The 16,511-nt window shown below is 49.6% G+C and carries 13 protein-coding genes; 5 read left to right on the forward strand and 8 right to left on the reverse strand.

Going from position 1 to position 16,511, the window contains the following annotated elements; all coding sequences use genetic code 11:
- Positions 1–32: 32 nt before the first annotated feature.
- Positions 33–224 (reverse strand): cold-shock protein, encoded by a 192-nt coding sequence (locus B5M13_RS19710; protein ID WP_020595610.1) that lies wholly within the window; start codon positions 222–224, stop codon positions 33–35.
- 197 nt (positions 225–421) lie between these two features.
- Here B5M13_RS19710 and B5M13_RS19715 point away from each other — a divergent pair, with 197 nt between their 5' ends.
- Positions 422–1,213 (forward strand): M23 family metallopeptidase, encoded by a 792-nt coding sequence (locus B5M13_RS19715; protein ID WP_179950503.1) that lies wholly within the window; start codon positions 422–424, stop codon positions 1,211–1,213.
- An 82-nt stretch (positions 1,214–1,295) separates the two neighbouring features.
- Here B5M13_RS19715 and B5M13_RS19720 read toward each other — a convergent pair whose 3' ends face one another.
- The 4 genes from B5M13_RS19720 to B5M13_RS19735 form a co-directional block, all read right to left on the reverse strand.
- Entirely contained in the window at positions 1,296–2,477 is a 1,182-nt protein-coding gene (locus B5M13_RS19720; RefSeq protein WP_080057294.1) for an acyltransferase family protein, read from the reverse strand.
- A 133-nt stretch (positions 2,478–2,610) separates the two neighbouring features.
- The gene (locus B5M13_RS19725) at positions 2,611–2,820 is read right to left on the reverse strand and encodes a hypothetical protein (RefSeq protein ID WP_020595613.1); all 210 of its coding nucleotides are present in this window, start codon (positions 2,818–2,820) and stop codon (positions 2,611–2,613) included.
- 102 nt (positions 2,821–2,922) lie between these two features.
- Positions 2,923–4,392, reverse strand: a complete 1,470-nt coding sequence (locus tag B5M13_RS19730; protein ID WP_080057295.1) for a CCA tRNA nucleotidyltransferase — start codon at positions 4,390–4,392, stop codon at positions 2,923–2,925.
- A gap of 91 nt (positions 4,393–4,483) precedes the next feature.
- Positions 4,484–5,047 carry an L-threonylcarbamoyladenylate synthase gene (locus B5M13_RS19735; protein WP_080057296.1) on the reverse strand — a complete coding sequence of 188 codons (564 nt, stop codon included), beginning with the start codon at positions 5,045–5,047 and terminating at the stop codon, positions 4,484–4,486.
- Between the two features lie 181 nt (positions 5,048–5,228).
- On the opposite strand from B5M13_RS19735, the gene B5M13_RS19740 reads away from it, so the two are divergent.
- Complete coding sequence (locus B5M13_RS19740) at positions 5,229–6,341, forward strand: AI-2E family transporter (RefSeq protein ID WP_080057297.1); 1,113 nt, start codon at positions 5,229–5,231, stop codon at positions 6,339–6,341.
- Between the two features lie 56 nt (positions 6,342–6,397).
- Here the strand turns inward: B5M13_RS19740 and B5M13_RS19745 are convergent, their stop codons facing one another.
- Positions 6,398–7,405 (reverse strand): nitrilase-related carbon-nitrogen hydrolase, encoded by a 1,008-nt coding sequence (locus B5M13_RS19745; RefSeq protein ID WP_080057298.1) that lies wholly within the window; start codon positions 7,403–7,405, stop codon positions 6,398–6,400.
- Between the two features lie 167 nt (positions 7,406–7,572).
- Here B5M13_RS19745 and bshB1 point away from each other — a divergent pair, with 167 nt between their 5' ends.
- Positions 7,573–8,292 carry a bacillithiol biosynthesis deacetylase BshB1 gene (gene bshB1 / locus B5M13_RS19750; RefSeq protein WP_080057299.1) on the forward strand — a complete coding sequence of 240 codons (720 nt, stop codon included), beginning with the start codon at positions 7,573–7,575 and terminating at the stop codon, positions 8,290–8,292.
- 13 nt (positions 8,293–8,305) lie between these two features.
- Here the strand turns inward: bshB1 and B5M13_RS19755 are convergent, their stop codons facing one another.
- A complete protein-coding gene (locus B5M13_RS19755; RefSeq protein WP_245859401.1) occupies positions 8,306–11,467 on the reverse strand; it encodes a ligand-binding sensor domain-containing protein in 3,162 nt (1,053 codons plus the stop codon).
- A 376-nt stretch (positions 11,468–11,843) separates the two neighbouring features.
- Between B5M13_RS19755 and B5M13_RS19760 the strand changes: the two genes are divergently transcribed.
- Both B5M13_RS19760 and B5M13_RS19765 read left to right on the forward strand, forming a co-directional pair.
- Complete coding sequence (locus B5M13_RS19760; protein WP_245859403.1) at positions 11,844–13,085, forward strand: histidine kinase; 1,242 nt, start codon at positions 11,844–11,846, stop codon at positions 13,083–13,085.
- Positions 13,082–13,822 carry a LytR/AlgR family response regulator transcription factor gene (locus B5M13_RS19765; protein ID WP_080057301.1) on the forward strand — a complete coding sequence of 247 codons (741 nt, stop codon included), beginning with the start codon at positions 13,082–13,084 and terminating at the stop codon, positions 13,820–13,822. Before B5M13_RS19760 ends, B5M13_RS19765 begins: the two co-directional genes overlap by 4 nt.
- Before the next feature lie 77 nt (positions 13,823–13,899).
- Here the strand turns inward: B5M13_RS19765 and B5M13_RS19770 are convergent, their stop codons facing one another.
- The gene (locus tag B5M13_RS19770) at positions 13,900–16,392 is read right to left on the reverse strand and encodes a S9 family peptidase (RefSeq protein ID WP_080057302.1); all 2,493 of its coding nucleotides are present in this window, start codon (positions 16,390–16,392) and stop codon (positions 13,900–13,902) included.
- Positions 16,393–16,511 lie beyond the last annotated feature (119 nt).

Raw genomic sequence — 16,511 nt, forward strand, 5'->3', positions numbered from 1 at the left:
TTTTTTCAACGGCTTGTCTTTATATCTTACAATTAAGCTATTTCGACATTAACGGCGTTTAAGCCTTTCCGTCCACGCTCGACGTTAAATTTCACTTTGTCGTTTTCGCGGATTTGGTCGATGAGGCCAGTAGCGTGTACAAAAATATCTTCGCCACCTTCATCGGGTTTAATGAAACCAAACCCTTTGGTTTCATTAAAGAATTTTACAGTTCCTGTTTGCATTGTTTGTTATAAATTTGGGCGAATAACGTGACAATAAAATTTATTTCCAAATGATTTTCAGATTTTCCGCTGTGAAAACGTTATTTTCAGAAAGCCTTTCGTTTCCCTGCCATTTCATACGTCAATGCCGCTTCTTTGCGTAATTTTGACGAATTAATCGAACCATTAGCGTAGTGAAGATTGACCTAACTCTGTACATGCGGGTATTGGGTATTGTGGGAGCGTTATTGATTGGAGGCCTGAATGCGGCCTCATCCCAAACGGTGATCAGTGACTCCGACGAACCATCCGTTTATACGTATTGTCAGCGATTTCAGACACTTTATACACAAATCCGCGAACAAAGTATAACACCCGACTCCGCCCGCATGCAGTTCAGCCGTATTATGCATGGGTTACAGGAGCGGTTTCATAGTCAGGAGAGTTTCCAGTTGGATTCTATCCAACGCGACAGTCTACGCCGATCTGGTCAGTACTTCAATTTTCCTATTAAAGGTTATTCACCCAGCGCCATCGGGGGTAAACATGGGGAAGGATATAGAGGTACGGGCTTCGATCTGTTCGATTACAATGTTCGGGGAAGCCACCCAGCACAGGACATCTTCATCAGCGACCGAAATCAGGATGTTATCGACGACCGTACAGGTGCCCCCGTCGATATATTAGCCATGACATCCGGCCTTGTCATCGGCATTGAAACGCAGTGGAAGCCCGGTTCCGAATACCGGGGCGGCAACTGGATCTGGGTGTATGACCCCATCCTGCATGGTCTGTTTTATTATGCCCATAACAGCCAGATCGATGTCCGTCCCGGCGATTGGGTGCAGGGCGGGCAAAAACTGGCCGAAATGGGCCGTACGGGTTTTAACGCCTACAAATCCCGCTCTCCAACTCACCTGCACCTGATGTATCTTCAAATTCAGCCAGATGGTCTACCGCAGCCACTCAATACCTACCCATGGCTGGTAACGGCACGGCTGACCAAGTAATGCCATTTTTCTTCAAATCAACTGTTCTTGCAGCCATTAACCGGCGAATAGTATTGAAGCCGAATAGAAGGGCCGTGACAATTCATAGAACCTGAGCAGCCAGTGAGTTTCTTCGAAGCAGACTGACGCTGAGCCAACTCAGGCTTAAAGCCCCTGCAAATACGAACAGAAACTTTACCCAAACGGGCAGAGAAGCGTCAAGAAAAGTAAATTGTAGCCACGTAACAAATGGATAGTGTACGATGTAAATGCCATAAGCCCTACCTGACAGATTCGTCCAGCCGACACTGGGTTTTCTAAGGGCTTGTCGGAAAATGCTTAGACAGGCCGCCATACTTGCTAAGCAACTCACAACAAAGGCCAGATCGTACAGCAAATAACCCTCAACGGATGAGATTAGACCCTGCTTTACCCAATTTTCGCCCAGTGCAGATACCCGTATAACCAGCCAGTAGGCGAACAAACTCACAAGCAGCCAAACCATCCAGTGGCGATTAAATAACCTGTCGTGCTGAAACAAATATGGCTGCCAGTCGGCACTTCCTAAGCCAACGCCTACCCAAAAAAACAGCAGATAAAAGACGACCCGATTAAGCTGAAAGTCGAAAGGGCCCCAATTGCCGATCCAGGTGTATTGACCCACCCATAAGCTCAATGGGATTAACGAAACAGCAGCACATCCATACACAAGTAATCCGAAGCGAAAAGGCTTTCGAATGAGTTGAACCAAGCTCTCTCCAAGGGTCGAAAAAAAGGACGGAAACAGCCAGTATACCAGCGCGGTAACAGCATCGAACGCCAACAGCAGCCAAATAAACCAGGGCGGTCCGACAGGCCATTGCTGGGTAATCACGTAATCCTCTATAAACCCAGCCAGACTAGTCGAATTCGTGGATAGGTAAAACGAGGGTAGATAGGCCAGCGGAATAATCAATAACTCAGCAATGAGAAACGGAATCCCCAGCCGAACAAATCGACCCTTCAAATAGACTTGACTGCCCTTCTTGCGTAGCCCCCGGTACACAAACAATCCACTGACGAAAAACATCAGGGCCATGAAGAATACGTCATTGAACCCAATAAACCTATCCATAACCGCCCAGCGCCCATTATCGACAATGGGAGCGGTCGAATAGATGTAGTGAGTAGAGTCAAAAAAGGCAAATGTTGGGTAGGCTAAAGCGGCATGGTGCCCAACAACCAGAAGGGTAATAAATGCCCGAAGATAATCAACCCAAATTGCACGCGAACCATCGATTGCCATACAAAGCCTACATAAACACTCATGCAGGAAAGACCGAAAAACAATCAATATGTTGCGTGGATACGAGACTATTCAGGTTGACATTTCGGAAACCACCCATTTGGCTGTACATGCCAGCAGGGCGAGTAAGCCGTTACGACTCCCGAACAAGATTCACACCCGTGACCAGAAATATCATGCCGACAATAAAAGGGGCAGCCGATTCGGCTTTCGAAACGTGCAGGCCCAAAACCGCTTTTCCTTCCGACAGAAAAGCAACTAGCGCGAATAATACGACTACGACACCCAGGATGGTGAGTGCTGCGCCAAAAAAGCGCCGAAAGTTGGTATTGTTGTTGTCCATAAAAAAATATGAATGACTAATGAACACTATATTATGAACAATGAGAAATGGCGGCACAAGCACCCGGTTGCTCATTATCCATCCTACATTGTTCATTGTCCATTATTCATTTTTAATCGTTTTAGGGGGGGTTAAACCGCGTTTGCGGCCTTCTTCCAGTAAAAATGGGAAAGCGGCTTCGAGCGTGTTGGGAACCAGACCGTCCAGAATGGCTTCCCGCAGAACGGTCTTGATATCGCCTACAATTTTTGAGGGACCCAGACCAAACGTTTCCATAATCAACTCACCCGTAATAACCGGCTGAAAATTACGGACTTTATCGCGTTCTTCAAGGTCATGCAGTTTCCGTTCTACTTTATCGAAATTACGCAGATGTTTCTGCACCTTCTCGTAATTCTTCGAGGTAATATCGGCCCGGCATAACGCCATTAACCCTTCCAGATCGTCGCCCGCATCGAACAGCAACCGGCGCAGGGCCGAGTCGGTGATCTGCTCTTTCGTCAGGGCAATAGGACGCAGGTGAAGCCGCACGAGCTTCTGGACAAACCGCATGTGTTCGTTTAGCGGCAGTTTCATGGTACGGAAAATACCAGGTACCCAGCGCGCGCCCATGTCTTCGTGTCCGTGAAACGTCCAGCCCACTTTCGGGTCGAACCGTTTGGTAGCGGGTTTGGCAATGTCGTGCAACAAGGCCGCCCAGCGTAGCCAAAGTTCATTTTCCCGATCGGCCGGTGTAGGGTTGAGCTGGGCACGATGCGCAATGTTGTCCAGCACCTGCAGGGTATGGTAAAAATTATCCTTATGTCCTTTACCCTCAATGGTCTCAACCCCTCTCAGCGCCACCAGTTCGGGAAAAATCCGGTCCAATATTCCCGCGTGATACAGCAGTTTGAAGCCATACGACGGGGTAGGCGACAAAATGATTTTGTTGAGTTCGTCAGTAACGCGCTCGCGGGAAAGAATCGTCACGCGCTCATTCATCCGAACAATGGCATCGAACGTATCGGGTTCGATGTCGAAGCTCAATTGCGAAGCAAACCGGATGGCCCGCATCATCCGCAGGGGATCGTCGGAAAACGTAACATCGGGATTAAGCGGTGTACGGATGGTTTTTCGTTTGATGTCTCGTAGCCCGTTGAATGGATCGAGCAATTCGCCAAAGTCATCGGCATTCAGGCTAATCCCCATTGCATTGATCGTAAAATCCCGGCGGTTCTGATCATCTTCCAACGTACCGTCTTCAACAATGGGTTTTCGGGAATCGCTCCGGTACGACTCTTTCCGGGCACCGACAAACTCAACCTCCCACTCCTGTTCTCCTTTTATGTCCCGTAACATGGCCGTACCAAAGTTCGGGAATACCGCAACGTGCGTTCCAAGGGCTTTTCCTACAGCATCGGCCAGGGCAATACCACTCCCAATACACACCACATCGATGTCTTTCGAAGGTCGATTCATCACCAGATCACGCACAAATCCACCAATGACGTAGGCGCGTAGCCCAAGCACATTAGCCTGCTGGGCAATGGTGTCAAAAATCGGGTGCTTATGAAGTGTTTCGCTAAAATTCATTCGTTTACATAGAAGTTTCCGGTAGTCGGTTTACAACAGTCTAATGCAGGACTGCTCCGCATCACTGTAAACCGACAACCGGAAACCCGATTTACTTTCTACTAAAACTTACCTCGCCGTTCGCTTTCAACCGCATGATACGGGGGCGTTTAGGCATACCGGGGAGCGTTCCAAAGCGTTCGGAAATCAGAGATTCGACATCAGCCGGTAGCGTCAACGATTCAAATGGTAACGTAAGTAATCCGCGGCCAAAACTACCAATGAGCCGCTGAATGTCGATATTCAACGCACGACGAACCGACACTTCACCAGCCGTTAGACTACCCGCTTCGCCAGACGCCCCATCCTTCCAGACCAACAAAGAGATATTTTTACCCTGATCGTACACCACGGTGAGGGGGTTTTCGGCAAATTCAACCAGATCGAAGGCAATATCGGGAAGTTTAAGCACGTACAACCCCAATTGATCCGCATTTTGAATCAGGACCGTTGGTTGCAGGCCAGCAGGTATCCGATTTGCCAGCGATAGCAATTGGGCCACAGCCGCATCATTGACTGGATCAACGGCTAGCGACCAGCCTGTCTCATCGGCCAGAGCGATCAGCTTTCCCTGCCGAAGCTGATAGGCAATATCTCGAATGGTTGGTGTCATCATGAATCCACAAAAGTACGGTAAGTTTTCGTTCCGAGGGGAAAGTACCCATAAAACAACTCAGATCTTACGCTATATTACCTGCCAACTGTCAACTTCGTTGTTTCAATCAGTTCGTTCGAAGTAGGCATTCTGTAAACAAAATTCACCTGTAACGGTTGAACGCCTAAACCCTCGCTACCTCATGACCGACGACTCTACCCGCCCTCATTACCACCAGTTTTCGCATTCATTACTGGCCCTGGCCATTCTGACAGCCGGCATTTATTTAGGTCAGGATATTCTGGTTCCGCTAGCGCTGTCGGGCCTGATTGCTGTGCTGCTCCGCCCCATTGAGAATTGGCTCATACGGCTTGGCATGCATAAAGTTATTGCCATTAGTCTGGCTTTATTGGCCGCTATAATCATCATTACAGGGGTAACCGTTTTGATTTCCCTACAGTTATCGGACTTTACTGACGACATTCCCAAAATTCGGGATCACATCAATGATTTTGTGCAGGATGCCAAACGATGGATACGCCGTGAATATAATGTCAGTTATCGGCAGCAGGAGAAATACCTTCAGAAAGCTCAGGCACAAACGCTCAACACCCTGCAAAGTCCCGATACGCTGGGCGTCATAACAGGGCCGCTGGGCACCATACTCCTGATGCCGATTTATGTGTTTCTGTTGCTTTACTATCGCTCTATGCTACTGCATTTTATCGTTGTACTCTTTCCGGAAAAGCATACCGAACGCGTACGGGTAGTTATGGCCGAAGTGAAAGCGGTGATCCAGAGTTATATGGTCGGACTGTTGATCGAAACAGCCTGTGTAGCAGCGCTGAATTCGATAGGGCTGATGATTCTGGGCGTACAATATGCCATTCTATTGGGTGTAATGGCGGCCATCCTTAACCTGATTCCATACATTGGCGGTCTGGTAGCAACGGGACTTACGGTTCTCGTTACCTTCAGTACCAATCCAGAACTTTCAGTCATTCTGGGCGTTATTGGCATCTTTCTGTTTGTCCAGTTCATCGACAACAACGTACTGGTTCCGCTGATTGTAGCGTCTAAAGTTCGTATCAATGCGCTGGTTTCTATCGTGGGCGTACTGATCGGTGGAGCCTTGGCGGGTGTATCAGGCATGTTTCTGTCGATTCCAGCCATCGCCATCATGAAAGTCATTTTCGACCGGGTCGACAGCCTCCGTGCCTGGGGTGTACTACTAGGCGATCAAACACCCGAAGAAGCAGGAAGCAACTTGTTCCGCTTACAACGACGACGTAGGAAAGCTAAGGCGGAAGATTAATGTACGGTTTACAGTTCGAACCGTATAGAATCAACTGTAAGTCAGCCAACTGTAAACTAGCTATACAACTTTTTAATCACCTCCTGCTGGGTACGCATGAAATGCTGACGCTCGGCAGGCTGGCTCAACAGGGTTCCAGGCGGGTAAGCCGTGTGTTTTGCGTAGCTTCCAGCGTATAGCTCTGTACGTTGGCGTGCCAATAAATTACTGACCGAAGGTCGTTGGCGAAATTCCCGCAAGGCAGCCAGGTCAATATCGGCGTTTGCCACCAGGCTTTCGCCCGAACCAGCTTTCGCCAAAATCAGCCCTTTCGGATCAATAATGGACGAACCACCATCGATGGTGTTACCGGGAAGGGAATTACCCACCAGACCAGCCGAATTAGCTGAAACAACATACGTCATATTCTCGATGGCTCTCGCCTGTTTGGCAATCCCTTTCGCTGTAGGTAACGGACTGTTCTGTTCAGACGAAGAATGAATCAGTACCTCGGCCCCCTGCATGGTCAGGCAACGCGCTACTTCGGGGTAAAGAATATCGTCGGATGCAATGCAAGCCAGATTCCCAATGTTGGTTTTGGCAACCGGAAACAGCGAATCATAGCCATAGGCGTCCAGGTATAATTCCCAGACATCGTGCGGTGTAGGCGTAAACAAGGTATTCAGCCGCCGGTAGCGCAGCAAAACGTCGCCGTTTGGCCCCATAATAAAGCTGGTCTGAAAATACAGCTCCGGGAAAAATGGGTCCTGTTCGTATACGTTACCCGAAAAATAGATTTGTTGGCGCTGCACCATCGCACTCATCGCTTCGTACAACCGACCATCTATTTCCAGAGCCGCCTTATCGACCCATTGCTCTACAGTTTCATCTTCAGGCGGCCCGGTCAGAAAGAATTCGGGTACCACCACCAGCAGGGTTTCTCGCCCAATTGTTGTAAGGGATGCTGCAATTTGCCGTTCGATTCGCTGAATCGTTTCCAGCATTTTGGTTTCGGCTTCTTCGCGGGTTTGGCAGGAGTTAACAGTTTGGCAGGTTAGTTGAAGGGCAAGTGCTTTGTACGACATAGGTCAAGGTAGTCAGGAGTCGATGGTTGGGTTGCCAATAATACTAGGTTTATATGAAATAATCGTCACCGGGCTTTTTAAAAGCCTATTGGAACAAATCGACGGGCAGCTTGATTGTATAGAGACAACCCTATAGAGTATAACCACCAATCAACAAAACCATTTTCATGACAGTAGATGTACTCGCCATTGCGGCCCACCCCGACGACGTTGAAATGACTTGTGCAGGCACGGTTCTTTCGTTGATTGCCCAAGGTAAAACCGTAGCCGTCATTGATCTGACACGGGGGGAACTCGGCACGCGGGGTACTCCCGAAATTCGAGCCCAGGAAGCCGCAGAAGGCGCGCGAATCATGCAGTTGAGTGCCCGCGAGAATATGGGCTTTCGTGATGGTTTTTTCCGAAACGATGAAGCGCATCAACTGGCGCTCATCCCACTGATCCGTCAGTATCGCCCCCAAATAGTCCTGACCAATACACCCGACGACCGCCACCCCGACCACGGCCGAGCGTCTGAACTGGTAGCCGATGCCTGTTTTTACTCAGGACTCCGGCAGATAAAAACCATTGGTAAAGATGGCCAGCCGCAGGAAGCACACCGCCCTATTCTGATCTATAATTTCATTCAGGATCGTTCACTAAAGCCCGATTTTGTGGTTGACGTTACGCCTTACTGGGATCAAAAGTTAGCCGCTATTCAGGCCTATAAAAGCCAGTTTTTCAATCCCGACAGCGATGAGCCTCAAAGCTACATTTCGGGCGAAGCATTCATGAAATTCCTCGAAGCCCGCACGCGTGAGCATGGTCACATGATCGGTGCCGAGTTCGGTGAAGGGTTTATTAGCCGACGGATGCTCGGCATTAATGATTTGTTCGCGCTCCGATAGCAACAAAACAGCTTTATTCAGCCTGTTGATTCAGGAACGGCAATTGAATGATCACACGCGTACCGGCGGGTTGCTGGTTTTCGTCGTATTTATCGATGATCTGAACACCTGCAGCCTGCCCACTTCGCTGGCCGATCAACTGAAGACGGTCTTCGGTTACCCGTAAGCCAACGCTCTTGTGGCCTGAAGCCTGCTTTTTAAGCACCTGCGCCTGCTGACGGCCAACCCCATCATCGTCAACGGTACATTCCAGGTGAGTAGGCTTAGGCTCAATAGTTACCCGGATACATCCCTTCGTCTTTTTATGAGCCATTCCATGAAGAATCGCATTTTCGATATACGGTTGAATAATCATGGGGGGAATCGCTGTTTTGTCCAGCGCTAACGACGGGTCGGCGGAAACTGAAAAATTGAACAGGTCATCGAACCGAAGTTGCTCCAGTTCCAGGTACAAGGTCAACTGTTCCAGCTCACTATCGAGCGTGACCCATTCCAGCCGGGAGTTATCCAGAATCAGCCGCATTAGCCGGGCAAACTTAACCAGGTATTTATCGGCATTATCGCTATCGTTCTGGAGGATAAACAACCGAATGGCATTCAGCGAGTTATACAAAAAATGAGGATTCATTTGCGACCGTAGCGCCTTCATTTCCGAAGCGGCTATCCGCTCGCGGAGTTCACTTTTTTCCCGTTGCTGAGCGGCCAGTTGCTTTTCACGCCAACGGGCCACAAACCCGGTCAGAGTCAGCAGAGTCAGCAGCGTAGTGATCCGAAACCACCAGGTTTGCCAGAAAGGTGCCTGAATGGTGATCGGAAGCCGATACCCTGTCCGATTCCACACGCCATCGTTGTTCGATGCAAGCACGTGCAGCACATAATCGCCGGGAGGCACGTTGGTATAGCTGGCAAAAGCACGATTCCCCTCCCGGTTCCAGTCGGCATCGAAATTTTCCAGTTTGTACGCATACTGATTATCGCCTGGGTTATCGAAACTCAAAGCCGCCATATCAAACGTAAACATATTTTGCGTGTAGCGCAGCTCTAGTTTGTTGGGGGTCGCTAACTGACCAGGTCCCCATTCCTGTGCATTTACCCGCAACGATGTGAGGCATACGGGTGGGACAAACTGGTTGCGTCGCATACGGTTCGGATCGGCATAAACCAATCCGTGCATAGCCCCGAAGTAAAGCCGTCCCGATGCATCCCGAACGATGGAACCGGACTCAAATTCGGAGGCCGAAAACACGTCGGCTTCTGTAAACACTGTAAACTTCAGATGCCGAACATCGGCCAGCGCTAACCCACGACTGGTAGTAACCCAAACGGTATCGCCCTCCACAAATACGCCAGATGCATCAAAATGAGGCAGCCCATGCTGGGTCGAAAACACCTGAAATTTTCCCGTCTTCTGATTTAGACACCCTAGTCCATCATCCGTACTGATCCACATTCGCCCAAACCGATCTTCAGCAAATCCGGTTGCCCCATCGTCGGGAAGGCTCTGTGGGTCATCGCTGTGTACATATTGGGCCAGCAGTTTGAAATCAGGGCTGATCTTATAAACGGGTCCCAGGCCGCCTACCCATAAATTCTGCTCCCGGTCTAAATAGAGCGTGTTGTAATTTTTACCGGGCAATCTGGCTATGCGCGTATCGTTATATTGGTGCGAAAAGTGGTTTGTTCGAGGGTCGTAAATGGTAAGTCTTTCGTTGGTGCCAATAAAGATTCGTCCGTCAGGCGCTTTAATCAGTCCGAACACCTGATTACCGGCGATGGCTTTGTGTGCATTGGGCAAGCGGCCACGCTCCATACCTTCAGACAGGCTCGGTATGTGCATTGCTTTACCGGAAATGGGGTCAAGCCAGTCAAGGCCATTTTTTGTACCAATCCATATTCGTCGAGCCTGGTCGGCTAGAATAGAGTAATTGAAATTATCCCGTATGCTGTTGGTATTCGCCGGTTCGTGATGATAAAGTTGATACGCTTTATGCTGGGGATTGATGTGCGCCACGCCATCCCGAGTTGCCACCCACACGGAATTATCGGTTGGATCGATCGATAAACCGGCCGCATCAAACCCTAAGGTATTGGTCGGCATATAATTAACTTCATCAAATAGCGAGTGAAACTTCTCAACGGTTGGATTGAACCAGCAAACGCCTGAATCGTCGGTCAATACCCAAACAACGCCAGCTCGGTCTTCATATAGCGAAATAATGGAGTTAGAACTAAGGCTGCGCGGGTTGTCTTCATTGTTTTGATACGGCAGGAACCGGTTACTAGCCGCATCGAAGTGATAGAGTCCTTTCCGGGTAACCCCCACCCACAAATCGCCCGTTCGGGTAAACAATATGGACGCGATCGGCTCCTGAACGCTTAACTCCGAGACGGGCATCAAAGCCCCCGTAGTCGGGTTGAGTCGTGTTAAAAGCCCCTGATTCGTACCTACCAAAATTTCGCCGGTTCGCGGATGCCGGGCCAGCGCAGAAATGTAGGTGTTAGATAGCCATGAACGAACCTGCTTTGTACGTACATCATACGCATAGAGGCCTCCCTGTGTCCCAATCCAGAGTGTATGACCATCGACCAGAATCCGGCGAATCGATTTTACATCCGTAGGCGAAGCTGTACCAACAGGCAGGATTAATAAAGCCGATTTACCCGTAGCCGGGTTAAAGCTAACTGCCCCTCCTTTTGTAGCCAGCCACAATTGTCCACCCTGACCTTCGGCTATATAGCGAATAAAATCGCAACCTGCTCCCAAACTGGCAAATGAATGCCGTTGAAACGACTGGGTAGCCGGTTCGAATTGATTCAGCCCTTCCTGCGCCCCCACCCAAAGAGTGCCATTTTGGGATGTGAATACCGTTCGCATGATACGATGGGATAACGATCGCGAGTCGCCGGGCTGACGAGTGAACCGAAGGCAGCGTAACCCATCGAATCGGCACAGGCCATTGACGGTGGCAATCCAGATGAACCCTGCTTTGTCCTGGGTAATGGCCGACGTATAATTCGCAGGCAACCCCTGTTGTAAGGTCAACCGCTGAAACGATATAGCCGGAGTCTGCCCATAACCCGACCCAAACACGAGCATCAGTATAAACAACTGAATACACTGCGTACGTCTGAACCAATCACTCATGGCATTCCTTTTGGCGGCAGCATGGTTCATTTGAAGTTGGGGCATATATTCCCAGGCACCTGCTGTTTGTTCTGGTACCTCAATCGAACGAATATACTATACGATGCCATACAAAATACGAACCAGGAGGATCGTTAGTAGTAGCTTAAGGTCTACTTGGGGAACAAATTTCGAGCGATTGTCTTCAACAACCAGCCTCAGTCAACAATTGGTAGTATCGGACCAACAACTGGTAGCATTACGTCAATAACAGGCTTTCAGGCTCCTCAGAGCTTTCATTGCCTACCAGCTATTGGTAAAGTAGACCAGTTATCGGGCCAAATCCGCCTGTTATTGGTTCGGGCTAGGTGGTTTCACAGAAGCAATGCTCTTTTGTTCATCGATTAACTCATACAGCAAACGGATTGTGGCAAATGATAAAAAAACAGTTTCGAGGCCGGAATATCAGCCTTCTCTAAAAGAAGAACTGGAAGTAGAACGGGTCATTAACTTCTTCGCGATGTCGCTGCTGGAGCAGAGCACCGTGGATGAGGTACTATGGGACGTGGTCAGGAACTGTATCGCTCGTCTGAAGTTTGTTGACTGTGTGATTTATGAACTTGACAAAAGCCGCCAGGTACTGATTCAAAAAGCGGCTCATGGCCCTAAAGGATCGACTGCCGGGACGATCGTTCACCCCATCGAACTGACTGTAGGTCAGGGCATTGTAGGAACTGTTGCCCAAACCGGCAAGCCCGAGCGGATTGATAATACGGCTCTTGACAAACGCTATATTGCCGATGATGCCGTTCGTCTTTCCGAAATTGCCGTACCCATCTGGCATAACGGCTGTGTCTGGGGAGTCATTGATGCCGAACATCCGAAACGAGGCTTTTTCCGTCCGCATCACCTTACCATCCTGACCAAAATTGCGGCCCTATGCGCCCAGAAAATCCGTCGGGTCGAAACCGAACAGGCCTACCAGCAGGTTCAACAACAACTGGCAATCAACAACCGACGAATTGCCGAAACTAAATTGCTGGCATTGCGGCTCCAGATGAACCCACATTTCATTTTCAACAGCCTGAACGCCATCAATAAATTTGTGCTGGAAAATGAGTCGGAGCAGGCATCGCTTTACCTGACTAAGTTTTCGAAGCTCATGCGCCAGATTATGGCCAATACGGCCAATGAATGGGTCAGCCTAAGCAACGAACTGACAGCCCTGAAGCTGTATGTAGAACTGGAGTCGTTGCGGTGCGATAACCAGTTTAATTTTCAGCTAACCGTCAGTGAATCCCTCAATCCTGATCTGGTGAGCATTCCTCCAATGGTGACCTATCCGTATATTGAAAACGCCATTCGACACGGTCTTTTGCAGCCGAATGTTCGTAAGCCAACCTTATGCATCGATTGCCGTGAACAGGATGGTTATTTAGTGATCGAAATTACCGATAATGGCATTGGCCGCGAAGCCTCTGCCAAAGCACAACTACGTGGGCTGACAGCGCATAAGACCTACGGACATGCCCTTACGGAAGAACGGCTACAAATTGTAAATGAAGTGTATGATGTGAATGCAGGTATCTACTTTACCGACTTAACCAGACCGACTGGTGAACCGGCCGGAACCAGCGTTATATTTACCATGAAACTCAAACAACCATGACTGCTCTACTTATTGATGATGAAAAACATTGCCGCGACGTACTAACGCTCCTGCTGAAACGGTACTGTCCTTCGGTTCAGATTCTGGCCGGATGCGCTAATGGCCAGGAAGGTCTGGCGGCCATCGAGTCGATGCACCCTGATCTGATTTTTCTGGACATTGAAATGCCCGGGATGAGTGGATTCGAAATGCTGGAAGCCTGTAAGTATAACGGATTTCGCGTGATTTTCACGACCGCCTTCAACGAATACGCCATTAAAGCCATTCGGCATAATGCCCTAGATTATATTCTGAAACCCGTTGATAAAGATGAACTGATACGGGCGGTCAATAAGGCCGAGCAGGAACAATCCACACAGGCCCCCACCAATATCGAGCAGTTTTTAGGTTACCTGCAAAGTCAGCGTGTGGGCGATCGGATCGCGCTTCCTACGATGGAAGGTCTACAAATTATTCACAGCGAGGAAATTTATTACTGCGAATCGGATGGTGGTTATACACGTTTTGCGCTTAAAAACGGGCAGATTATCCTGATTTCGAAGACGCTGAAGGAGGTAGAAGATGTATTGGAAACGAAAGGATTTTGCCGGGTGCATCACAGCTACCTCATTAATCTGCGGTATGTACAGCGTTATATTCGGGGCGATGGTGGCGAAGTGGTCATGGCCAATAACAAGGCCCTCCCTGTTTCCCGCAATAAAAAGCAGGAATTTCTAAGCCTGCTGGAGAAAATATAAAGCAAAAAATATCATCCAGCCAAGGGAGAGTCCTTAAGCCTCCTCCTTCGTCTGGATGATTAATCACTTAAAATCGATTACTTCTCAGATTTCCCTCCGCCTACTTTACCAGCTTTGTTGGGCTGAGCCGCCGTTGTTGGGTTTTTCACGTATTTGTCGAGCCAGCCATTCATTTCCCATAGCATGTGCAGTAGCGATTCTTTGGAATCGTAATGGTGGCTTTCGTATGGCAGGAACACCAGTCGGGTGGTAGCGCCAAACCCTTTCAGCGCATTGTAATACCGTTCCGACTGAATGGGAAACGTGCCCGTATTATTATCGGCCTCACCGTGAATCAGCAAGAGTGGCGTTTTCATCTTGTCGGCATTCATAAATGGCGACATTTTACTGTACACCTCGGGAGCCTGCCAGTAGGTACGCTGTTCGTTCTGGAAGCCAAACGGTGTCAATGTCCGGTTATAGGCCCCACTACGTGCAATACCGGCCTTAAACATCCGGCTGTGTGTGAGCAGATTGGCCGTCATAAACGCACCATATGAGTGACCACCTACACCTACCTTGGTTGAATCGACTACGCCCAACCGAACACCTTCGTCAATAGCGGCTTTTGCGCTGGCTACCAGTTGCTCCACATAGGTATCGTTCGGCTCTTTATCCCCTTCGCCTACAATCGGAATGCTGGCATTATCCAGAATAGCATAACCCATTGTCACGAATGCAGCCGCGCCCCAGTAGCTAATCCGGTTGAACTGGTAGGGCGAACCCGATACCTGACCAGCCGCATCTTTGCTTTTGAATTCGGCTGGGTACGCCCATAGGAAGGTAGGCAGTGGTCCCTGTTCTTTCTTATAACCAACCGGCAAGTACAAAGTGGCAGTTAGGTCGACACCGTCCGGGCGCTTATAGCGCAGTTGCTGCTTCTGAATCCCTTTCAGTTGCGGGTACGGATGCGGGAAGAACGTAACCTGAATGGGAGCAATCCGTGCTTTCAGATTCCGAACGAAATAATTTGGGTTTTCGTCGGGCGATTCGCGCGTGGTCAGAATCACCTGTTTGGCAGCATCCAGCACGGCAACCGGACGTTCAAAATACGGGGCCGCCGAACGCCAGAGCTCTTTCGTCTGCTTTGTTTTCAGATTCAGAAGGCTTACAAACGGGCGGTCACCTTCGGGGGATGAGCCTTGTCCATTCAGCATCAGAATTTCGCCCGTAGGCAGAATGTTCAGCACATCCCGGCCATACTGGTTCTGCTTCACATCAGGCTGACCTGGATTGGCATATCGATCTTCGTACGAGCGGTCAAACAGAACCGAGGTTTGCCAGGTAGCTGGATTCACAACTTTGGTAATGGTTTTGCGGCTCTGCCACCACCGTTCGCTGGCTAATGCCGTCGACTCGTTCCCCCAATCGAACCCACCAAACCGAAACTGAGCCGCGTAGATTTCTTTAGGCTCGGCGGAAAAGGGCGCATCCAGCAAAAACACTTTATCCCGAACATCAGCCTTTACTTTCGGATCGCCATTGTCCTGCGCAACCGTATAATAGACCGAAGCCGCGACGTCCGTCCGCCAGTTGTAATCGCGCGGTCCTGTCGGAACGCCATCCCGGCTGTAGGCAACATTTTCCTGCAATGGGCCGTCGTTGAGCGTTTTCACCAGCGTCCCACCAGTGGCATAAATCTCCGTTTTTAGCGGGAACCGATATACAGGTACGAGATAGGAAAACGGCGTATGTACCGTTTCGACCATGACATATTTTCCATCTGGTGAGGGATCGGCCGAGAGGATGATGCCGGGCTGGCCGATGTTGGTCGTAGTACCGTCTAATCCCAATTTAACGACCTGTGCCGTTGTGTAATAGGCGAATTGCTTTTCGTCGGATGGATTCTTGAGCAGGTCCTGGTAGGTTGGAGCCTGTCCGCGGGCACCTTTCACGTTCTCCTGCGTGGTGGGTCCTACAGGCACGCGGCTTACCTCTGGCGCAGGGCCACGGCCGGCCGGAACGGCTTTCACAATCAGGCTTTTATTGTCCGACAGCCACCGATACGGCACACCCAGCGTTGCATTTAGTGCCATTGTACTTACCTGCTTGGCCGTAGCTGTTGCCACATCGATTACGTACAGGTCGATTCGGCTATCAGTCGAGTTAGCAAATGCAATCTTCGAATCATCGGGTGACCAGCTAACATAGCTAATCATTGGCGAGGCTGGCAGACCAGCAATTGTTTTCTCCTCTTTATCGGTCAGTTTCCGCAGTTTCAGTCCCGTAATGTACCGCGCCCGACTGGGACCTGTATTGGCTGGATTCAGGCGAAGTCCGGCCAGTTTGAGTTCGGGTTGCGACAGTTCAGCAATTGTCGGCACTTCGGCCTGTTCGAGCATGACCATCCTGTCGCCTTTCCCCGACATGCTCACCGTAGGGGTTGACGGCACCGTAACCAGATCGGCCAACGGTTTAGGCGGAGTTTGATACGATACCGCATCCTGTGCATATCCGGCAACTGAAACGGAAAGCCCTGCCAGTAGCAAAAGCCAGCGACCTGAGCGATTAATTGTTTGATTAGAAATCATACATCGAGTGACGTTTTAGGTTGTATGAGGTGTAACTGAAACACGTAGTAAAGCGCAATCGCGCTAAGACAAAATTAGGAACACTTATTAATTTATAGGTTATTATTTCAACTTTTATT

Origin of the sequence: Spirosoma aerolatum, from assembly GCF_002056795.1 — a bacterium.
GTDB classification, from domain to species: Bacteria; Bacteroidota; Bacteroidia; order Cytophagales; family Spirosomataceae; genus Spirosoma; species Spirosoma aerolatum.